Annotated in this window: 20 protein-coding genes and 3 pseudogenes; 18 read left to right on the top strand and 5 right to left on the bottom strand. The window is 69.1% G+C overall.

Going from position 1 to position 20,808, the window contains the following annotated elements:
• Window positions 1-434: 434 nt before the first annotated feature.
• The 3 genes and pseudogenes from AB0N17_RS42690 to AB0N17_RS42680 all read right to left on the bottom strand — a co-directional run bounded on the left by AB0N17_RS42690 (window position 435) and on the right by AB0N17_RS42680 (window position 3,605).
• On the bottom strand, window positions 435-2,198 hold the full coding sequence (locus AB0N17_RS42690) for an FUSC family protein (RefSeq protein ID WP_366017091.1): 1,764 nt from the start codon (window positions 2,196-2,198) through the stop codon (window positions 435-437).
• A gap of 179 nt (window positions 2,199-2,377) precedes the next feature.
• Window positions 2,378-2,719: a hypothetical protein gene (locus AB0N17_RS42685; RefSeq protein WP_366017090.1), complete on the bottom strand. Its 342-nt coding sequence runs from the start codon at window positions 2,717-2,719 to the stop codon at window positions 2,378-2,380.
• A pseudogene (locus AB0N17_RS42680) lies at window positions 2,716-3,605 on the bottom strand (conjugal transfer protein). Before AB0N17_RS42680 ends, AB0N17_RS42685 begins: the two are co-directional and overlap by 4 nt.
• A gap of 1,147 nt (window positions 3,606-4,752) precedes the next feature.
• On the opposite strand from AB0N17_RS42680, the gene AB0N17_RS42675 reads away from it, so the two are divergent.
• The 18 genes and pseudogenes from AB0N17_RS42675 (at window position 4,753) to AB0N17_RS42590 (ending at window position 18,338) form a co-directional block, all read left to right on the top strand.
• Window positions 4,753-5,094, top strand: coding sequence for a hypothetical protein (locus AB0N17_RS42675; protein WP_366017089.1), 342 nt, complete (start codon window positions 4,753-4,755; stop codon window positions 5,092-5,094).
• A 22-nt stretch (window positions 5,095-5,116) separates the two neighbouring features.
• Window positions 5,117-5,686 (top strand): hypothetical protein, encoded by a 570-nt coding sequence (locus AB0N17_RS42670; RefSeq protein ID WP_366017088.1) that lies wholly within the window; start codon window positions 5,117-5,119, stop codon window positions 5,684-5,686.
• Window positions 5,670-6,230, top strand: coding sequence for a hypothetical protein (locus AB0N17_RS42665; RefSeq protein ID WP_366017087.1), 561 nt, complete (start codon window positions 5,670-5,672; stop codon window positions 6,228-6,230). The genes AB0N17_RS42670 and AB0N17_RS42665 overlap by 17 nt, the downstream gene beginning before the upstream one ends.
• Before the next feature lie 45 nt (window positions 6,231-6,275).
• Entirely contained in the window at window positions 6,276-6,437 is a 162-nt protein-coding gene (locus AB0N17_RS42660; RefSeq protein WP_366017086.1) for a hypothetical protein, read from the top strand.
• Window positions 6,438-7,340: 903 nt separating this feature from the next.
• Entirely contained in the window at window positions 7,341-7,556 is a 216-nt protein-coding gene (locus tag AB0N17_RS42655) for a hypothetical protein (protein ID WP_366017085.1), read from the top strand.
• Window positions 7,557-7,640: 84 nt separating this feature from the next.
• Entirely contained in the window at window positions 7,641-7,934 is a 294-nt protein-coding gene (locus tag AB0N17_RS42650; RefSeq protein WP_366017084.1) for a hypothetical protein, read from the top strand.
• A gap of 334 nt (window positions 7,935-8,268) precedes the next feature.
• Complete coding sequence (locus tag AB0N17_RS42645) at window positions 8,269-9,852, top strand: hypothetical protein (RefSeq protein ID WP_366017083.1); 1,584 nt, start codon at window positions 8,269-8,271, stop codon at window positions 9,850-9,852.
• Window positions 9,853-10,045: 193 nt separating this feature from the next.
• On the top strand, window positions 10,046-10,459 hold the full coding sequence (locus AB0N17_RS42640) for a hypothetical protein (RefSeq protein WP_366017082.1): 414 nt from the start codon (window positions 10,046-10,048) through the stop codon (window positions 10,457-10,459).
• Complete coding sequence (locus AB0N17_RS42635; RefSeq protein ID WP_366017081.1) at window positions 10,456-10,644, top strand: DNA cytosine methyltransferase; 189 nt, start codon at window positions 10,456-10,458, stop codon at window positions 10,642-10,644. Before AB0N17_RS42640 ends, AB0N17_RS42635 begins: the two co-directional genes overlap by 4 nt.
• A 286-nt stretch (window positions 10,645-10,930) precedes the next feature.
• Window positions 10,931-11,326 (top strand): hypothetical protein, encoded by a 396-nt coding sequence (locus tag AB0N17_RS42630; RefSeq protein WP_366017080.1) that lies wholly within the window; start codon window positions 10,931-10,933, stop codon window positions 11,324-11,326.
• 290 nt (window positions 11,327-11,616) lie between these two features.
• Window positions 11,617-12,642, top strand: a complete 1,026-nt coding sequence (locus AB0N17_RS42625) for a hypothetical protein (RefSeq protein WP_366017079.1) — start codon at window positions 11,617-11,619, stop codon at window positions 12,640-12,642.
• Window positions 12,643-12,706: 64 nt separating this feature from the next.
• Window positions 12,707-13,255, top strand: a complete 549-nt coding sequence (locus AB0N17_RS42620) for an N-acetyltransferase (protein ID WP_366017078.1) — start codon at window positions 12,707-12,709, stop codon at window positions 13,253-13,255.
• A gap of 298 nt (window positions 13,256-13,553) precedes the next feature.
• The gene (locus AB0N17_RS42615; protein WP_366017077.1) at window positions 13,554-14,618 is read left to right on the top strand and encodes an IS110 family transposase; all 1,065 of its coding nucleotides are present in this window, start codon (window positions 13,554-13,556) and stop codon (window positions 14,616-14,618) included.
• A gap of 2 nt (window positions 14,619-14,620) precedes the next feature.
• Window positions 14,621-15,442 (top strand): annotated as a pseudogene (locus AB0N17_RS42610) (IS982 family transposase).
• Window positions 15,443-15,750: 308 nt separating this feature from the next.
• Complete coding sequence (locus tag AB0N17_RS42605) at window positions 15,751-16,524, top strand: hypothetical protein (protein ID WP_366017076.1); 774 nt, start codon at window positions 15,751-15,753, stop codon at window positions 16,522-16,524.
• A gap of 573 nt (window positions 16,525-17,097) precedes the next feature.
• Window positions 17,098-17,319, top strand: a pseudogene (locus AB0N17_RS42600) (MscL family protein); the annotation flags it as partial.
• 67 nt (window positions 17,320-17,386) lie between these two features.
• Window positions 17,387-17,677 carry an MscL family protein gene (locus AB0N17_RS42595; protein WP_366017075.1) on the top strand — a complete coding sequence of 97 codons (291 nt, stop codon included), beginning with the start codon at window positions 17,387-17,389 and terminating at the stop codon, window positions 17,675-17,677.
• Between the two features lie 454 nt (window positions 17,678-18,131).
• A complete protein-coding gene (locus tag AB0N17_RS42590; protein WP_366017074.1) occupies window positions 18,132-18,338 on the top strand; it encodes a hypothetical protein in 207 nt (68 codons plus the stop codon).
• 161 nt (window positions 18,339-18,499) lie between these two features.
• On the opposite strand, the gene AB0N17_RS42585 is transcribed toward AB0N17_RS42590, so the two are convergent.
• Window positions 18,500-19,507 carry a hemopexin repeat-containing protein gene (locus AB0N17_RS42585; RefSeq protein ID WP_366017072.1) on the bottom strand — a complete coding sequence of 336 codons (1,008 nt, stop codon included), beginning with the start codon at window positions 19,505-19,507 and terminating at the stop codon, window positions 18,500-18,502.
• Window positions 19,508-19,747: 240 nt separating this feature from the next.
• The gene (locus AB0N17_RS42580; protein WP_366017071.1) at window positions 19,748-20,221 is read right to left on the bottom strand and encodes a nuclear transport factor 2 family protein; all 474 of its coding nucleotides are present in this window, start codon (window positions 20,219-20,221) and stop codon (window positions 19,748-19,750) included.
• Window positions 20,222-20,808: the final 587 nt, after the last annotated feature.

The raw sequence follows: 20,808 nt of genomic DNA, 5'->3' as shown, positions 1-20,808 counted from the left end.
ACCCTTGGCCGCAGCTACCACCTGGTCTCGGACGGTCACGCCGGCGCGGACGTGCACTGGACCACCGCCCGCTCCGCCCGCCAGTGCGCCGCGCACTCCGAGGCACTGCGGCCCGTCCTCGCCCGCCTCGAACCGCCGGACGCACTCGCACCCGAGCGTCTGCACGCCCAAGGACTCACCTCGACCAGAACCGGCCAGCCGGTCTGCTGCGCGACCTGCTGGACCTCTATCAGCTCCTCAGCCTCGTCGACGTCACCTGGGCACTGCTCGCCCAGGCCGCCTGCGCCCCCCGTGACCGGAAGCTGCTCCACACCGTCGACGACTTCTCGACACGGACGGCGACAACTCGACTCGGTGCGCATGCGCATGAGGACAGCCGGCCCCCCAACCCTGGTGACCGCCACATAGATCACGCCCACCAGCCGTAGGGCCGGTCATATCCAACGGCGGTGCAGCCGGTCCAACAACAGATAACTGCGTTCTTCCGCCGCGGTGAGTTCGGCGGGATCGATCCCCGCCCGCCACAGTTCGCCGGCGGCGGCATCGTCGGCATCACGCAACTCCACCACGGCCTGCGCCAGACGCGCCTGAACGTCCGGGGGCGGCGGTCCGCAGTGAGGGGCCAGGGCCTCCTCCGCGCGTTCCACCGCCTGCGTGCATGCGGCCAGTGCGCTCTCCACCCGCACAGCGGCATGGTCGTCGACCACCAGCAACGCGCAGACCAGCCCCACGGCGATCCCCAGGAAGCTGGCGAGCCCGCGGTCGTAGACAAGTTCACCGGCGGATACGGGGGTGGCCATGTCGCTCAGCAGCAGGGCCATTGGCGTCACGAAGACGACCCCCAGGGTGTAGTTGCGGACGACGGCGTATTCCAACAGGAACTCCAGGAGCACGATCACCAGGGCCAGGACCTCAGGACCCGGGTGCGCGGCCAGCACGCCGACGGCGATCAGCAGTCCGACGACGGTGCCCATCGCCCGCTGGGCGGCACGTTGCGCTGTCGTGCGGATGTTGACCGAGTGCAGCACGGCGGCCGCCGAGATCGCCGCCCAGTAGCCGTGCCCCAGGCCCAGCAGAAGTGCCAGTCCACCGGCCACCCCGGTGCCCAGGGTCATCCGCAGCGCCGGAATCACCCGGACCGAGATGTGACCGGACCCGGCGAGGTGCCGACCCAGCATCAGCTCGGAGGCGCGCCGGACGGCCGTGTCCGCATGCAGCGCGGCCGGCCCCAGGGCGCTGCGGCCCCGGTCACCCGAAGCCGCACAGGACTCCAGTTCGGGCAGCAGCGGCACGACCCGGCGGCGTCGGTCCGCGAGCAGAAGGGCCTGCCGGCGGAGGTGCTCCGGCGTCACGGGAAGGTCGTCGGGTGACCGCCGTACGGAGCCGATCAGCAGGAACCACGAGATATCCGTCAGAAACGTGCAGATCTCCTCGTGCCCGCTGCGCCGCAGTTCCATCGGCGGTGCGAGGCCGAGGGAGTGGTACGCATGCAGCACGGCCACCGTCGCCCGGTGCCGCAACCGTCCCGTGGCCTTGGTGCCGGCCCCGTGCAGCAGGTCCGCGAGCGCGCGCAGTGCGGCGGCGACGGCGATGCGCTGGGGGCGGTCCGGATGGACGAGCCAGCCCACCACGGCCAACACCCAGGCCACCGCCGACGCCGCTGCGGCCAGCCCGGTTCTCGGGAGGACATCGGCCAGAGCGGTGGAGGTGTTGGCGGCCACCGCGAAGGAGAAGAGCAGCAGCACCGCACCCAGTCCGCCCAGCCGGGTGGCATCGCAGGCGAACTTGGCCAGTCCGGCGACCACGGCCGTCGCCGCCACCACCGCGACGGCACCGGCTCCGCCCGCCCGTGGTTGGGCCAGCGCGGCCAGGGCCGCACCGAATCCCACGCACGCCGTCATGGCCACCCCGACCAGCGAGAGCACCCGAGCACGGCGCCCGTACGGCAGATTGCGCCCGAACGTGGTGGTGAAGGAGCCCAGCATGGCGTACACCGCCAGATCGGGCCGTCCGGCCAGCACGATCGGCAGCGCCACGACCGCCATGGCCAGAGCCGCGCGCAGGGCGAAGAGAAAGGCTCCGTCCACCTGGTGCACGGCCAGTGCACCACGCGGAGAGAGCACTCGCGTGACCCCGGCGAGCGAGCGTGGCCGGCCACCCCTGATGACGACGGGGAGACTCCTACGCGAAAACGGCATGGCCCGTATATCCCCTCCTCCGCCTTTCCGCATCAGGAGGAAGCCTCCGCCGACGGCGACCGTGAGCTGTGCGGGGGTGTAGGGGCCGAGGGGGATCTTCCAGTCGGCGACGTTGCCCAACACCCAGGGCTGGCGTCGGGCGGCGGTGTAGAAGCGGCTCCCCCGCGCCGCGGCCGCGGTCACAGCCAGCCTCCGACGCCCGGCAAGTGGTCACCGGACGTGTGGAGTCCGGAGTGGACGATGCCGGGGACAGCAGGTGCGCCCTTGGCCGGGTTCTTCACCTCGTCCTCGAACATGCTCGCGAGGCTGTCGCGGGAGTTGTACAGCCCGAGCGCGATGATCATCAGCAGCAAGGCCCCGATCCCGGCCGTGAGGCTGAACTTCTGGATCATGATGACGACGACGAGGCAGACGAGACCGGCCTGCAGACCCTTGGTCGACCACTGCTTGAACATGTTGATCCAGGAGTTGCCGAGATCGTTGAGCTGCCCGGCGAGCACCAGACTGTGCACCGTGTTCACCGGGCACCCCCGTCCCGGGAGGTCCCGGACTCCAGCGCGGCGACTTCCCACCGGCCCGAGCGGGCCTTGAGCGTGAGCTCGTACGCCAGCGGCCACCGACCACGGGCGTCCCGGGCTTCCACCCGGACCTGGACCCGCACCGCAGTGCCGGCGGCCGGCACCTTCTCGGCAGCCGCTGCCTCCTCGACCGCGGACACCTGCTCGACGGAGACCGCCGCATACGGGGCGGGGGAGATGGCCGACATTTGCACACCGGGCGCAAGGTAGCGGTCGACCTCGCCGGCCCCCGTCAGGTAGGCGGCGAGGAACTCCCCGACAGCCGAGGACAGATCACCCTCCGGGACACTCACGCCCTACAGCGACTTCGGCACCCCGCCCCGAGCCGGGCCGGCGACCACGCCGGGCGCACCAGTCACCGTGAACGAAGCACCCGTCCGGTCGGCGGCCACCGGGACGGCGTAGTAGCGCACCGATCCGTCGGCGTACTGCGCAGCCACCGTCACCGACCACGCGCCGTCCGCGCGCTGCGCACTGCGCACCGCGGTCACGGACTGCGGCGACGACTGCGCACCCGCTGCCGGGTGGGGCAGCTCGACGTCCGGCGCCATCGCCTGCGCAAGCCGCCCCTGTGCGCACTCGTCGCGTCATCGGCGCTGCTGCGCAGCCACGCGCTGACGAACAACTGCGCATAGCCGGCCGGGTCGGCACCGGTAGCCGCGGTGCGCACCGCGGTGGGCTTGGCCCCAGGAGCCGCCTCGACCGGGGTCGGGGTGGAGGCGACGGCGACAGCTAGGGCGACGGGGCCGGCCGCGATGACTGTCCAGACCGCCAGGCGCGCAAGCCGGACGCGGCGCCGCATCGCTCCCAGCCGGACGCCGGCCGCCATCGGGGCAGCAGCCTCGCGCTGTGAGCCATGCTTGCCAGGAGACACGGTCAAACTCCCAGTTCAGAAGGTGTGATTGCTGACCTTGAGAAAAACCGCTGACCCCGACCCGACCACCAACCACGAGACCCCGACCACGGTCACGATGGGGACACGAAGCCCGTGGTCGGGTCTGTGGTCGGCCCGACCACAGACCCGACCACGGGCCCGACGTGGCTCTGCCGGCGCTTACCGCGTCATCCGCGATGCGCCGCCGACAGATGCGCTCACACCCCTGTGCCACACCCGGCCAGCGCCGTCCGCGAGGACGCACAAGACACCACCAGACCCGCGAGCCTGCGCAGTGGCACACCCGGCTCTGCGCAAGAGGACATCGGGCTCCAAGGGCCGTACGGCGCACCAGCTTCACGCAACCCGACTGCGCACGCCCCTTGATTCGTTGCACACCCCCGATTGCGCAACTGCCCAACGAAGATGCGCAATCGGGGATGCGCAACGACTGCGCACACTGTTGGCAAGGCGTGGTCGACCCGACCACGACCCCGCCACGGCAGCTAGAAGACCGCGTTGCCGGATCGTGACCGATGGTCGGGGCTGATGGCCGTCAGTCTGGTCGGGGTCGGCGGATGAGCTGACCGCATGGAACCCACGTACGCCATCGCACCCGTGCCCACCGGCCGCCCCACCCCAGCGGGCGCGGGGCGCTGCCGTGGTCACCGCACGCGGCCTGTACCCGGGACGACGGCGCGATGAGCGGCTATGGATCCGGGATCCGCCGCGGCGTGATGGCGAACGACGAGTTCACGCAGATCGCCAACAGATTGTTCCGCGACAGCCGCATCTCGTACCGGACGAAGGGACTCTTCGGCTACATCAGCACTCACCGCAGGGGATGGCAGGTGAGCATCGCCGCCCTCGTCGCCCTGGGCCCCTACGGGCGAGACGCGGTACGCAGGGGGCTGAACGAGCTGCAGAAGTTCGGCTACCTGATCCGCCATCGCATGCGCCGCCCCAACGGCACCCTCGCAGAAATCGTCTACAGCATCACCGACCGGCCCGCCGCCCCAGACGTTCCGCCGAGCGCCCCGGCATCCACCTTCCGGGACCCTGGCAGAGACGCCCACACCAGCGCAGGGATCCGTAGAGGGGCATGGCAGGAGACCAGTTCACCCAGATCGCCAACGCGCTGTTCAGGGACAGCCGGATCTCCTTCAAAGCGAAGGGACTGTTCGGCTACATCAGCACCCACTGGGACGACTGGCAGATCACCATCGCCAACCTGGCCCGACACGGCCGCGAACAGGTCGACGCGGTGACCACCGGCCTGGAGGAACTGGAGCATAACGGCTTCCTGCTGCGCGAACGCGAGGGCAACACCGACGGCACGCTCGGGCAGGCCCTGCACTTGATCACCGACCTGCCCGCCCCGCAACAACCCCAGCTCCGGGGCAGAGTCGGGTTATCCAGGATTGGCTCAGCCAGTGTTGGCTGAGCTCGGCACTAAGAACACCATCGTGAAGAAGACCACCAAGCAGAAGACCAACCCCTTCCGTCCGTGCGACCGCGGCGGCGCCGCGCACACGAGCGCACGGGTGGCTCCCTCGCACGCGACAACATCGACGAAGCCGCCGCCTGCGGCAGACGAGATGCATGCGGGCATCCGGCTGCTGCTTCAGATCGGGGCGAGCCGTCCCGACCTGCTACTGACCGGGCATGCGCTGACCGATCGAGGCCGCGTGGCGACCGTGATGCTGGAGGCCGGCTGGAACGCCGAGCAGCTGCGCCACGTCATCACCGGCCGACCGCTGCCGAACCCGGTGCGCACCTCCATCGGCGCGATCATCGCCGCCCGGTGCCCCAGGCCCTCACCTACCGGGCCCTCGTGGAGTGCGCCGGCTGCGGCGTGCCCGCCACTGCTCCTGGTGAAGACCTCTGCCCGACCTGCCTGGGCTGGCCGCTGTGCCGCACCGGCCCCGGCCAGACGCCTAAGCGAGCACACCCGGCGGCGACGGCCGCTGCACCACGTGCACCCACCGCATCGACCCGTTCCACGGAAGGGAGCAACGCATGAACGAGCCCATTGAGCACGGGCGTGTGCCAGACGGTCACCAGCTGCGGAACACGTCCGTGTGCATGCTCTTCGCGCACGAACCGTACTATCCGCTGCCCGCCCGGATCAGCACCTCCGTGGTCGCCGCGGCCTGCCTGCTCCACCCCCACATCAAGCAGCCCGATGGGATGCGCATCCACCGGCAGTTGGTCCGAGGCCGCCGGCCGGGGGAGATCGTGCCGCTGGCCACTCTCACCCAGGAGCTGGGCGGCGGCGCCCGCTGGGGCGAGGTCGGCGACTGGGAAGCGGTGGTGGTCGACCTTGTCCGGCTCTTCCGCAGCGAAGGCTGCGACGCCCTCACCCTGGGCCTGCCACCCATCGAGCGGGCCTTGTTATGCAGCGGCCCCGACAGCACCGTCCGCGTCGTCGACCCGGCCACCCAGGAATGCACCTCCAACGGTCCGCAGGACCGCACGGCAGTCCTGGACCAGGTACGCCACCACCTCGCCTGGGCCGAGGCAGGCGGTTCCTTATGGCCTGGCGACCACCTGCTCCGCCCGCCCAACACCAGGCCGTGATACAGCGCCCGGTGGGAGGAGTTCGCCCGGCGCCTCGAAATGGGGATGCCTGCCACGGAGCAGGCGATGCACGCCCTCGCCGACGAGCCGCAGGTGCCCGGTGATTGGCAGGCCGACGAGATCGCCGAGACCGAGGGCCGCCCCGGCCGCCGCTTCTACAGCCTCACCGACAAGGGCGCCGAACAGGCCCCGCACGCCCTGTCATGATGACTCGCAGCGCCACGGCGTTCATAGAGACTTTCGCTCGTCGTGCCACACCAGCCGTAGAGACTTCCGCTCGGACAACGGTCACCCGAAGGCGGTGCCGCCGTTGCTCTTGGGGAGACAACGGCGCCACGCCCCTACTGGCTGGGCGGTCTGTATCCGCAAGGCGCTCTTGAACAATGTCAACTGCGGGTGGCGGCCACGACCACGCTGACCACGGAGGCCAGCAGCATCATCGCGGTGAGTGCTCCCGTGATGGGGATGGCCCATGCAGGGCGCATACGCTCCCCGTCTTCGGAGTCCAGGGCCGTCATCCGGTCCCTCGCCCTGGCATCCGGCGGGTTTCCGTACGACCGCGCGGCCCGCCAGGCGTCCGCGTTTTGCGCGCCCGACGGGCCCTCATCAGCCGGTGCGCTAGCCCGCCGTGATCAATCTCTGTGGCACTTCCTGTACGGCAACTGCTCACACCCGGAGCCGAGGCGGGCCCGAAGGGTCTCGCCGGTGTGGCAGTTATGCCGGTAACAGCGACCCCCGAGCCGCCCTTGGGGAAAGTGCACCGTCTACTTCACCATCCGGCTCAAGTACCTGCCCGACTTCCTCGACGCACTGACCAACCGCTCCTGTCACACCCGGCACATCACCGTCGTCACCGGCTCCGACGCGGCAGCCCCCGACCGCAACACACCCGCCCTGAACAGAAAGGACGCACCCATCACCGTCCTGTACGCGTCCTTCCCCAGCCTGGCCCAGCTCCACAGTTCCGACAACACCGACCACGGCCTCTACGACTCCTTCGTCAAGGACTTCACCTCCCCCCACCACGGCCAGCAGTTCCCCGCAAGCCGCCTCACCGACAGCTACTGGCCCCTCGTCGCCCACGACGCCGTCCTCACCGCCGCAACGGCCGTGCACAACTCCGCCGCGAGCGGCTCGGGCACCGCAGCCGGCCTCCCCAACCGCTACGCCGTCAGAGACGAGCTCTACACCCTGCGCACCGACGCCGTGGCCGGAGCCAGCGGACACTTCGGCATCGACAGCAACGGCGACCGCACCGACACCGCCGCCATCACCACCGTCCACCGCCGCGGCCAGCCCCTCAACAACACCTTGCACTCCGGCTGAGCCACAGCCACAACCTCCCGGGGCAGACCTGACCACAGGCCTGCCCCGGCACCAGGACCAAGGGGGGCCATGTGCTCATTGCAGATGGTTCTCATCCCGCGCTGCCGACAGTGCGGTACCGGGGCCACCGAGGAGGACGGCCGAGAGAGGCTCGTGGAGGAACGGCTGCTCTCCGACGCGCTGGGCCGCCGCCTGACTGCCGGCGGTTGGCACGTCGCCCTCCAGTACGCCTACGGTGCCCCGCCATACGGCTGGCAGGCCCACAAAAAGGACCTGATCGAGGGGGAGATGGAGCAGGCCGGCCGTGCCCGCGCCCGCCAGCTCCGGGACGTGGACGAGCTGTCACTCCGTGGGATCTGCGCTGTACTCGAAGCCTAGAACTTCCGACTCAAGCGCGGGGAGGGTTGGCATCCGGAAACCGTCCGCCGAATGCTCGCCAACCCCGCTGGCCGGCCGCCGACCCTGCGGAAGGGGCGGGGACAGGACGCCGCTCAAGAAGGGAAGGGTCGTCGCCGAGCGGAGCACTTACGTGTTTACCGACTTGTGCGCGGTATCGGAAAAACAGGCCCGCCGCGCCCCAGTCCCGCCGAACGCCGCGACGTCGCCCACGGCTACGTGATGCCAGAAGCCGCCTGAGGACGACCAGCGGGCTCAACGGTGCCTCGTGTCGGCGTGCTTGCCGTCGTGCGGTGGGGCAGGCCAGCATGCTCGGATGGCAGCCGATGGGTTGGAGCAGAGCCTGCTCGACGCGGTCCGCGACGGCGAGATGCTGGACCTCGCCGGTGACGGGCCGGTCGACGAGGCCGCGATGCGGTCCTGGGACGGAGCCCACACCGTCTCCGCGGCGCTGATCCGTGACCTGGTCCGCGGCCGCCGGGACATCGAGGCGGACCCGCACGGGCTGCGGCTGCGCGGCGCGCGCATCACCGGCCGCGTCGACCTGGCGAACATCACCAGCGATCTGCGGGTCGAGCTGGTCGACTGCTTCGTCCCCGACGGTCTGAACCTGTGCGACAGCCAGCTGCCCGGCCTCGTGCTGGACGGCTCCTGTTTCGGGCACCCCGCAGGTTCGCACGACCCACCGGTTGACGCCGCACGCTTCACCGCGCCGACGATGACGATGCGCGGAGCGGTTGCCAACGCCGACACACCTTCCGGCGCGGTCCGGTTCCTCGGCGCCCACCTCGGCCTGCTGGACTGCGACGGGGCGCGGCTGGCGAACACCTCCGGTCCCGCCCTGCACGCCGAGTTTCTGCGGGTCGATCACAGCGTGTACCTCCGCGACGGGTTCCGGGCCACCGGCGTCGGCGAACAGGGCACGGTCCGGTTCGCCTACGCCCATCTCGGTCGGCTGGCATGCGACGGGGCGCAGCTGGAGAACACCTCCGGTCCCGCCCTGCACGCCGACGGTCTGCGGGTCGACCGAGCCGTGTTCCTCCGCGCCGGGTTCCGGGCAACCGGCGCGGTCCAGCTGGTCGATGCCCACCTCGGTCTGCTGGATTGCGACAAGGCGCGGTTAGAGAACTCGTCCGGACCGGCCCTGCACGCCGACGGTCTGCGGGTCGACCGAGCCGTGTTCCTCCGCGCCGGGTTCCGGGCAACCGGCGCCGGAGACTGCGTGCTCGCCTTGAACGGCGTGTCGGTCGGATCGCTGTGGTTGGACACCAGCGGGGTGACCCGGTCGGGTCAGACCACGGGGGCCCTGGTCGGCATCGACGGGCTGACCTACGCGGACCTGCCGGCGCCGGTCGGGTTGTCCCGGTGGCTGGAGCTCTTGCGTGACCACACGCCCGGCTACTTCGCCCAGCCGTACCAGCAGTTGGCCGCCGTCCACCGGGCGGCCGGTCACGACAGCGAGGTGCGGGACATTCTCATGGCGCAGCGGCGGGACCAGATCGACCGCGGCGGACTTCGCTGGCGTGACCGGGCCTGGGCCCGATTCACCGGGCTAGCCCTGGGCTTCGGTTATCAACCCTGGCGAGCGCTGCTGCTGTTGTTCGCCGTCCTCGCCAGCTCGGTCGCACTGACGGTCGTCCTCGGTGGGCCGGGCGGCGGCCTGGAGCACACCGCCCGCGCGAGCACACCCACGACGCCCTGCAGCGTCGTGGAGCGGGTCGGCGTGGGTTTGGATCTGGGTCTGCCGGTGGTCAAGACGGGGGCGCAGGACCTGTGCGCCCCCACCGGTACCCGTGCAGGGCAGAGCCTCACCGTCGCGGGCTGGCTGCTGCAGCTGGCCGCGTGGGCGTCGGCCACCCTGTTCATCGCCGGCTTCACCGGTGCCGTGCGCAAGACCTGACCAGGCTATGGCGCCTTCGAACCGTGCCGGAGACGCGTGCTGCGGTGTCTCGGCGCCGCCGAGCGAACTACGGCCCCGAACGAGTAGCCATGGAGACTCCTGTCAAGCTCAACAAGCAGAACTTGACAGGGAACCGCCGTGTCAGCCGTACGCGATCGGCGGGAAAGGCGCCGGGCGGCGGGCGTTGGACGCGGTGTTGCACTTCGCGGACCAGCTGGCCGCGCGCCGGGGCATCCGGGCGGGCCTGGCCACCCTGGACGACGAGCGCACCGGTCTGGTCCTGGAACCGCTGCGCTGGACGCTGGAGTCCCTGGACGGCGGGCGCCCGTACCGGACGGTGATGCTGGAGCAGGTGCCCACCGTGCTGCCGGTATGGGAAGCGATGGCCGTCATTTTGCGTGCCGAGGGCTACACGGTGGTCACGGGCCGGATGAACGCCGAGGAGTACGGCGTCCCGCAGACCCGGGCCCCTCCTGTGTCGGCGGCTCGGGCAGCCGCGCCACCGTCACCCTGTACGGGGAGCGGGACGCGGGCCGCTGGATCGCCGACACCCGGCTGTTGGACACCGGTGAGCTGCCCGCCTACTGCGGCGGCTGCAAGGACATGATCCGGGTGTCCGTCGCCGACGCGGCCAGGCTCCAGACGTTCCCGCCCGGCCACTCCTTCCAGGGCAGCCGGACCAAGCAGTACGAGCAGATCGGCAACGCGATGCCGCCGGATCTGGCCGAGGCCGTCATCCGGCGGGTGATGGCCGCCGAACTGGCCGCCCGCACCGGCACCCAGGCAGCCTGACCCGGTTGGGCCGGATGTACAGCGACGAACCACCATTTTGACCCGGCCGCGCCCCGCCCGCTCGAGTCATGAGCCGTCCCGGCCCCGCACGCACCGCGCGTGCGGGGCCGGGACGGCGCTGAGAGTCACCGTCGGCGCGTGCTGTGGGTGGTTGCGTGTCTTGCCTCGCTTCCGGTCATGGTCGGTTCAGCGGCCTGGAGGGAGCGGTGACCATCCCCTGCCCCTTCGGGCCACCCCGACCCCGGCCCGTGCACGGCACGGCCCACACGCCCCTCTGGAGGACTCGATGAACGTGACATCCAGCGGCTACGTCCTCGAGTTCCCGCACGTCCTGGAAGGACTGCGGGAGACTGCAAGCCAGTGCCAGAACCGCGCTCACCTGGCCTTCGTGAACACGGCGATCACCGCGTTCGAGGAGACCGGACCGGACGCCGAACCGCTCCTGGACGGCTGCTCCTTGTCCACCGCCCGGCTGATCTTCGAGGAAGTCACCGAGGCGTACATCACCGCCGAGGAAGCCACCCGCCTCCAGGCCCGGAACAGCACCCCGGTCCGCGACCAGCAACTCCCCTACACCCGCCACCGCCGTGCCCAGGCCCGCCGGGCGGAGCACGACCGTCGCGGCCGGAACGCCACCGGCCTGGACCGGCTGCGCCACCTGCTGACCATCCCGGTCAGCTGACCACCGTCACACCGACCGGCCCGAACCCTGTCACGCGTTGCGGGGTTCGGGGGCCGCCCGCGTCCGGCCGGACGCGGGGTCTTGCGGGGCTTGGCTTCCGTCCCAGACAGTGTCGGTCCTGCCGGAAGGACGCTCCCACGCGCCGCCCCTCGGGGCGTGGTTGAGCCCCGGCCGCTGGCCGCCCCCACCCTCCAGGGCGGCCCGGCCCCCCCTTCCTCGCGGCACGTCCCGGCCACCGGCCCCGCGCGCCACGTCCCCTCTATCACCCGCACCCCGAAAGGGGCCCTGTCATGAGCCACCTCCGCCTGACCACCGTCCGCAACCTCGACGGCGAGCCGGTCGCCACCGTCAACGCGCAGTTCGTCACCAGCACCCACCTCCCTCACAGCTGGCTGATCACCGCCACCGCCACCGCCGACGACGACCGCGACGACTACGACAACCCCACCGCGCACCTCGACCACGACGGCCCGTTCGCCGACCCCGACGGCGCCCGCGCCTGGGCCGAAGCCCACCTCGCCCCCCATGCAACCCGCTACGCCGTCGTCCCCCTTACCGCCCCGTACACCTACGCCGACGTTGAAAGGGCGCTGGGCAAGCCGGGCCACGCCTCCGAGAAGGCGCGCCCCGCCCGCGCGAACACCATCGCCAAGTACTTCAGGCCGTTCGACCTCACCCGCCTGCGCTACGGCACCCGGACCGACACACGGCTTCACCGCCCGCGAGACCGAGCACCCGACCTCGGGCCGGTCGTCGAACTCACCGCCCTGGGCCCGGACCGTTACCAGCGCGACCGCGACCACAGCCTCATGCAGACCGTCCTGCGCCTGGACCACCCCCGATACGAGGTCACCGACAAGCACACCCACCCCCTGGTACGCCGCCTCTCCGACGCCGGACTCCACGCCCGCGCCGACCAGGCCGCCGACCGCGTCGCCCCGCACCTCGCCGGTCTCACCGCCAACACCGCACCCTCCGCCTTCGCCGAGGCCGCGTACACCCTGTTCGACGCCGTCCTGGGCGCCGCGCGGGAGAAGGCATCCGACGACCCTGATGCCTACGACCTCATGCTCCAGGTCGAGGACATGGCCCCCCCACGACGCCCTCGCCGCCCTCAAGAAGGCGTTCCTGCCCTCGGCCATGATCGAGCCCATCGCGGCCGCCCTCGCCCACCTCGCCCCGGACACCTTCACTCCTCGAGCAGACTGACGCGCCCCAGGGCCCGCCCACTCCGGCGGGGTTGCGGTTGTTGTCACCCGCCCGGCCACGGTCGGCGCACCGGCCCCCTCCTACAGCCCCGACCACCGGGCCCTTGATCGTGCCAGGGGCCCGGTGGGCCGACGTCTGCCCGGCCACGCCGCGAGCAGGTTGCGGGGCTAGATGATCAATTCCAAGGGGTCACTGGATGGGCGTAGGCAGTTTCGCTCCGGCGGATCGGCCTGGGAGGGTTTGGCCATGAGTGACGTTGTTATCCGTCGGGCCGAGTTCGACGACGCGCCTGCGCTGGCAGCTATGCGCTGGCGGTTCAAGGTGGAGGACGGCGGAGATGAAGTCCCGCAGGGCGAGGGAAAGTTCACCGCTGAGTGCGAGCAGTGGCTGCGTTCCCGGATGGCCGGGCCGTGGCGTATCTGGGTCGCGGAAGTAGGCGGCCGGTCCTGTGGCCATGTGTTCGTGTGTCTCGTGGAGAAAGTCCCGAGTCCCTACCCGGGTTCCGACGCCCTCGGCTACGTGACGAACTTCTACGTCGTTCCTGAACAGCGCAATCGCGGTCTGGGCAGGGCCCTGCTCGACGAGGTGACCAGCTATGCGCGCGCTCACGGCCTGGACACGTTGATCGTGTGGCCGTCCGAGCGCAGTGCGCCGCTGTACCGGCGCTGCGGATTCGGCGGACCGGACGAGCTCCTCGAACAGCCCATTGCGCCCAGCTGAGCGAAGTTCTTGCAGTGACTGCGCGGACAATGCGAGGGCGCCCAAGGTCAGTCTGTGACGAACGACTGTGAGGATTGATCACGGGCCGCTCGGCAGGCCTGACCCGCCGAACGATTGACGCTTCGAGCTGTCCTCTCCAGGAATCGGCGGCCAGCTGGGCGGCGCTTTGCACGCGGCCGGTCGGGCACCTGTGACTTCACAGGAGCCCGGCCAAAGGTCTCACCACAGTCTTGTCCAGCCGCCCGACCGGCCCGTGCGATCCCCTCGCGCATCGCACGGAAGGGCAGCAAGACTCAGCATGGTAGACCAGATCGTGGTGGTCGGCGGCGTCGACACCCACACCGACTTCCACCAGGCCGCGGTGATCGACTCCATCGGCCGGCACCTTGCCACCAAACCGTTCCCCACCACTCCCGACGGCTACCGGCGCCTGTGGGAATGGCTGGGCTCGCACGGTGATGTGCTCGCCGTCGGGGTGGAGGGGACTGGCGCCTACGGCTCGGAACTCGCCCGGTTTCTTCGAGCGCACGAGGTCACCGTCGTCGACGTTGACCGCCCCGACCGCAAGGCCCGGCGGAACAGCGGCAAGTCCGATCCCGTCGATGCCTATGCGGCCGCGACTGCTGTGCTGTCCGGCCGCGCGAACGGCCGGCCGAAAACCCGCGACGGCATCGTGGAGGCCATCCGATCCCTGCGGGTCGTCCGACGTTCTGCCATCAAGGCCCGCACCCAGACGATCAACCAGATTCGCACGCTCATCGTCTCAGCCCCTGCCGAGGTACGTGAACGCCTACGCGGCCTGCCCACTTACCAGTTGATTTCGCAGCTCGCCCGCTCCCGCCCCGGCACCGAACTCGCCGACCCGAGCTGCGCTGTCAGGACCGCGCTGCGGCGACTGGCTCGCCGCCACCAAAACCTCACCGAGGAGATAGCCGAGGCTGACGCGGAACTCGAACCCTTGGTCGCACGGGCGGCCCCCGGGCTACTGGAACTGATCGGTGTCGGTACCGAGACGGCTGCCCAGCTCCTGATCACCGCCGGTGACAACTCCGATCGTCTGGAATCCGAAGCCTCCTTTGCTCACCTCTGCGGGGCAGCACCAATCTCCGCAAGCTCCGGCCGGACCAACCGCCACCGCCTCAACCGTGGCGGCGACCGCCAGGCCAACCACGCTCTCCACACGATCGCCCTCGTGCGAATGCGCTACGACCCTCGCACACGGCACTACGTCGCACGCCGCACAGCCGAAGGCCTGTCAAAGAAGGACATCTTCCGCTGCCTCAAACGCTTCATCGCGCGCGAGGTCTACAAGCACCTGACCAGCGCGAACATCCGACAAGCACAACTCCTACAGGCGACTTGACGATCTATAGGAGCTTCCTGGACACCTTCGCGACCGCACTCTATGTGAAGACCGATGACCTGCTGAATGACTCGCCGCACTTCGCCCCGCAGCGTCCGGCTGTGGGCATCGTTCCGCAGCTCAGCGACGCCGAGCTGGTAACGCTGGCGATGAGGCAGGCGTTGCTCGGCTTCACCTCCGAGGCCCGCTGGCTGCGTCATGCCGGGTACTGGCCCGCGACACCACACTGTGGAGCGGCGACGTGTGGGTGGCGGACTCCACACCCGCCGAGTGCGGACGCTCCCGAGAGACCGTTAAGCGCTCCGACCTGGCCGGATGGGCCCAGTACGGGTACTGCGCCAGCCACTCGCGCTACTTCTGGGGATTGCGGCTGCACCTGGTCTGCACCCTTCACGGCCTGCCGATCGCGTTCGCGCTCACCGGGGCCAAGCCGGACGAGCGCGAGACCCTGCTCGACCTGCTCGCCGTCGAACCCTGTCTGACCGCCGAACACCCAGGACAGACACTGATCGGAGACAAGAACTACTTCGGCCGCGAGTTCGAACAGCGGCTCGCCGACTTGGACATCCGCCTCCTGCGGCCGGCCCGCAAGGGTGAGCCGCAGCGGGCCGGATCACAGCTGTTCAAACCGCTGCGGCAGGTCATCGAATCGGTCAACGAGACCTTCAAGGGCCAGCTCGACCTCGAACGGCATCGAGGCCGCACCCCCAAGGGTGTAGCCGTCCGAGTCCTGCAGCGCATCCTTGCACTCACGGCCGCCATCTGGCACAACGACCGGACTGGCGCAGCGGACCATGCGCGCGCTCACCGCCTACGACCACTGAACCCCTTGGAATTGATCATCTAGTCCAGCAGCACTCAGCCGTCAAACCTGGTGGAGCACGGCTGTAATAAAGTGCTTTGAGTCCTGACACTTTGCCTCTGGTGTTCGGGGGGCTGCAGCGAGATGGTGGCCTTCAGTCGGAAGTGCGGCCGCACCACTTGATTCCTCCCGATGGGCGGCTCCTTCCATGCGAGGGTTCACCTAGCGTTTCTACTTGAGCATGGAGCTAGAATGGCGCGACACTCAAGGCGGTGGAAGTGCGGCCTTATCTGTGCAACGGCGACATCGGCGGCAATGGTGGCCGGCAACATGATCATCGGCACGACGGCGCATGCCGACAGTAAACTCACGGATCTAGATCGAATCATCCTTATGCAGTCCGGAAGGAGTTTCGGCGCTAGGGATCAAAATGGTAAAGCCGTGAATTTCGCCAACGACTGGGCGAGTGGGTATTGCGCCAAGGTGGGTCTCGGGGACGGCGAGAACCAGTGCCATCTCAATTATTTCAACGAGGAATCGTTCTCTGGCTGGACTCCGCATTACAAGAAGCGGATCAGTGACTTGCTGTTCAACTGTTCGAAGAGTCCGGCCACGCAGAATCTGAGCTGGTCGTACACCAAGGAAGCCTCAGTGACCGCGGGTTACTCCGTGAGTGTGGCTGTCGCGGCGGGGGGCGATTTCGCGCCGCTTGGCGTGGGTGGAACCCTTACGGTCACGGTCACGGGCACACAGAGCACCAGCTGGTCCTGGGGGTCGTCCAGCACCCAGTCGAGTTCGGATACCCTGACCGTCCAGCCGGGCGAGGTCGGATGGTTCGACCGGGGAGACTTCTACGGCACAGCCCACGGCATAGCAGACGTGACTATCTCAAAGGTCGATTTCTCAAAGATGCCTCCCGGGACGGGACTAGCGCCTGGTGAGTACAGCATCGTGACCGATATAACGGGTGTTATGCCGAAGCAGAGCGATCCGGCAGTCGTCGCTGCCCAGGGTGCGGTCGGCATGATTTCCGACTCGCGCCCGATGACTCCCTCCGAGTTGGCCAGTTGCGACGACAAAAGCAGCTACACAGCGAAAGGCTAGACAGTCCTCCATCTGAAACGCCGCAGGCCTCAGCTGCGCCCGCAGTTGGTGCTATGTCTGCATCGGAATGCATAGGAAGGGGCCCGAGACCGGGCCCCTTCCTATGCATGCACGTCCACGGGGATCCTCGAGCGGACTTTCCGCCCCAGAGTGGACAGGTTGGGCGCCCTGAACGTTCCTACATTGTCTGCGGGGCAGAGCGAGCCCTTCGTATGGTTGGCCCACCCAGGGGCGTCGGGTGTGGCTTTGAACGTTCTGCCACCTGTGGCTTCCTAGATTGGCCGCCCGACGCCCCACGACGACTCGGCTGCCAATTGGGAATTGCGAATGATCGCTCCGTAGGGAATCGACAGCGAGGTCGTCCGTCGGGAGGCACCCAGCGCACTCACCACACGGCGGCGAGGGCAAGACCGATGCCAAGGCCCCCGTGGAGCCGTTCAACCCGTCGCACCCGTCGCTCCGTGACAGGGCCAGCCGTTGTGATGGTGCTTGTGCGGCTTGGGCTTGACATGAGGCTTATGGCGGCGTGGCCATGGCTTGTTCGACGCGCGTGGGTGCGGTGCACGATCTGGCATGAGGGTGGGGAGCGGGCCGTTCCGCAGAGGACAAGCAGATGCCCTCGGCTCTGCACCGTTTTGCCTGCGGGGCCGAGAGCTCTGCCAGCCACTCCAATGGGAGCGCTTGGAGGTAACGGGCTTAGGGGGTGAGAAGGTGAAGGGCTTCCGCAGCTTCATCCTGCGCGGCAACGTGGTCGACCTGGCCGTCGGCATCGTCATCGGGGCAGCGTTCACCGCCGTGGTGAACGGCTTCGTCAGCGCCTTCCTGACCCCACTCGTCGGGCTGGCCACCGGCCACCGGCGACATGAGCCGCAAGACCTTCACCGTAGGCGCCACCAAGTTCCCCTACGGCGCCTTCGTCAACGCGGCGATCAGCTTCCTCCTCCTTGCCAGCGCCCTGTACTTCCTGGCCGTGCTCCCGATCAACAAGCTCCACGAACGCCTCGCCCCGCACCAAGACGTCCAGGCCCCCAAACGGGAGTGCCCCGAATGCCTCAGCCCCGTACCCGCCCACGCCCGACGCTGCGCCTCCTGCACCGTCGCCCTGCCCGCCGTACCCGCTCAGGCCGGAGAGACAACCCAGCGCGCCGGGTGACCCGCCCTCCATGACCCAGCCTGGGCTGCCAGGCCCGTCGCGGGCGTCCGATGCCGAACCGGCTGCGTAGCTTCACGGCCGGCGCCGAGCCCGACAACCACGGCCTGGGCCGGTCCCGGGGAGGCTTCATTACCAAGATCCACCTGGCCTGCCAACAAGGCCACCGGCCGCTGTAGATGGTTGGCTGAACAACGCAACGACCACCTGCACCGGCGTCGAGCACAGCATGCCCATCGGGGAGCTCTGGCTTCCCAGGTCCCCACTGCGGCCACTTGCTGGTCAGCCCCCTGCCTCCACGGCCTCGGTCTGGAGAAGTGCCCGCTGGCCGACGGACACGCCCGCATTCTCTGGGTGTTCCGGTGCCGGGCGATCCCGGAGGCGGCCGTCCTTGCGGCCGCCTCCGGCGCGCAGTGGGTCGACACCGCCCCCAACCGCGGCGACCGGCACCGACGCCGTGAACGACGGTGTCCTCAACCACGACCAGGCCGCCGCCGGGCACAGCATCACCCCCGACTACATGCGCTGGCAGACCGGCCGCAACCGCGAGCCGCTCGGGCGCGACCGCCTGGACGCCGCCCCGCCCTGCACCCCGCGATCCGGGACGCCTTCGCCGTCCTGGAGGAAGCCGTGGCGGCCGGACATGGGGCCGGGTACGGCATAGCCACCTGGGCGGGCTTGGACGAACCGTCCCGGCGCTGCCTTCCCCCGCCGCTCATGCCCCCCGCTACCCACGCCCGATCCGGGCAATGCAGGAGCAGCTCCGGCCTGCTTTCAGGCCGGAGCTGCTCCTGCCGTCAACTCAGCCGCTGAAGGCGGCCGGGGTCAGCGAACCCGGACGTACTGGTCGCCCTTGAAGAAGTACAGATCGCTGGTGCCGCCGGGGACGCGGCAGGCGTCGTCGACTCCTTTGGCGAAGACGCCGTCGATTCCCCAGGCCGATGCCAGGCTCTTGGGTCCGGAGGTGATCTTCTCCTGGTCGGTGCGGTAGAGCACGTGCTGGTCGTCCTTGAACAGGTACAGACTGGTCGGCTCGCCCGGCACGCTGCAGGCCGCGCTGACGCCGGTGGCGAAGGCGGTGTTCTTCAGGCCGGACCAGCCGTCCGCGAGGCTCTTGGGCCCGGAGGTGATCTTCTCCTCACCGGTGCGGTAGCGCAGGTATTGGTTGCCCTTGAACAGGTAGACGTCGGTGGTGCTGTCCGGAGAGAGGGAGGCGGCATCGATACCGCCGGCGAAGGCGGTGTTCTTCAGGCCGGACCAGCCGTCCGCGAGGCTCTTGGGCCCGGAGGTGATCTTCTCCTCACCGACCCTGTAGCGCAGGTACTTGTCACCCTTGAACAGATACAGGTCGGTGGGGCTGCCCGGCACGCCGCACACGGCGTCAATACCGGATGCGAACACGGTGCCCTTCAGGCCTCTCCAGCCGTCCGCCAGTGTCTTCGTCTGGAGAGCGGCAGGAGCTGTGGACGTCTTGGTAGCCGCCGTCGCCCCGTTGACCTCGCGAGTGAGCCTCGCGGTCCAGGGGTTCCAGTGGCAACCGGGCAGGAAGGCGCCGCAGGCCTCGTCGAGGTGGTCCTCAAGGTACCTGGGGGAGGAGTCGCACACCTCGATGGCTACCTCGAAGAAGCTGATGGTGCCCGGGTCGAGGTGGTAGCTCCAGCCGGGGTTGTAGCAGACGGGCCGCTTGGCGATCCTGCCCATTACATGAACCCGGTCCGTCTGCTCGCCGCTGAGAATCTTGCGCGCCTCCTCGATCTTCGCGTCATCCGTCAGCTTGAAGACGAACTCCTGGTCGTCGAAGGCACACTTGAATGCAAAACAGGCTTCGGTCATCACAGTCCCTCTCAGTCGTTGGTGCACACGCCTGCGCGTGGCGCGCCATCAAACGACGTGATCCCGGAACCGGTTACACAGGCACGGGCATACGGGCTAGACCCAGGCCGCTGCTACACCTCGCGCGCGGCCGCTCAGCCTGTTGGCTTTGTCCATGAAAACGGGTTCTGGCTCAAGTTCTGTGGAGTGTCGCTCCCCGCGGCGGCGGGCCCTTGACGGCCGGTCGACTGGGGGCCGCTCTCATGGCTGGCCGGGCCCGTCGAGGCGTTCGGTGGGACCGGCGAAGGAGAGGAAGAGAGTCCGGGTGGTGAGCAGCCAGGTGTCGTCCACCTTGCGGAACGTGTCTTCGTAGTGCCCCACCTGGACCGGGGGCCGCGGCGGCACGAGGCCCTCGCTGTAGCCGTCGACACGGTACGCGGTGAAGTAGGTGGTGGCGGCGGTGGTGTCCGCAGAGGTCACGGTAACCAGAATGTTGGTGCATATACGGCGTGACAGACGGTCTGCGGGCCGGTTGCCGAAGTAGATGCGCAGGGCGTCGTGACCCGCAATGCGGTGGTCGCCGGCGGGCCATTCCCAGGTACCGTCCTGAGTGAAGAGGTCCGCCACCGAGCTCGGGTCCCCGAGGTCGAGCCGGTGGACAAACTCGACAACCAGCCGCTCACAAGCCCGCTCTGCGAGCAGACGGTGCATCGGGTCAAGAGTTTCAGCATTCATGATCAACTCATTTCAGGGCGCCCTTGGCCGAAGCAGCCCCTAACCGAGCTGGGCCCCGGTTCCGGGGTCATGTTCTCCTGAGCCGTGCACCCTGCCGATCCGTGGCTCAGTGGTGCCAGTCCACAGAACCTATGCCAGAACCTGAAAACGGACAGCGAATGTTCACCACTTCGGGAGGCCCTCAGGATTCGAACGGTCCGGAGTGAATCTGCGTGAGACAACACCCACCGGATCGCCGGCCGACACCGGCCAACAGCCGGCTGGCCCAGGGAATCTCGTCGACGCGCATGCGGCGCGCGTGCTGCCCGCCGCTGTTCGGCAGCCCGGATCGACTCCCGGAAGCGTTCCACCTCACGCAGGCCCGCGGCACGCGCGGCCTGGCCGCCGGGCGGGATGGTCTTCGACCGCCGGCCTTTGCCCTTCTTGTCCTTCGGGCCCCCGTGGTCCCCGCTCGTCAGCTGGACGCGCTTGGACGAACCGTCCCGGCGCTGCCTTCCCCCGCCGCTCATGCCCCCACGCTACCCACGCCCGATCCGGGCAATGCAGGGGCAGCTCCGGCCTGCCCTCAGGCCGGAGCTGCCCCTGCC

The sequence above is a fragment of the Streptomyces sp. NPDC051133 genome, assembly GCF_040682635.1.
GTDB lineage: Bacteria > Actinomycetota > Actinomycetes > Streptomycetales > Streptomycetaceae > Streptomyces.
This window is presented reverse-complemented; position numbering and strand designations above follow the sequence as displayed.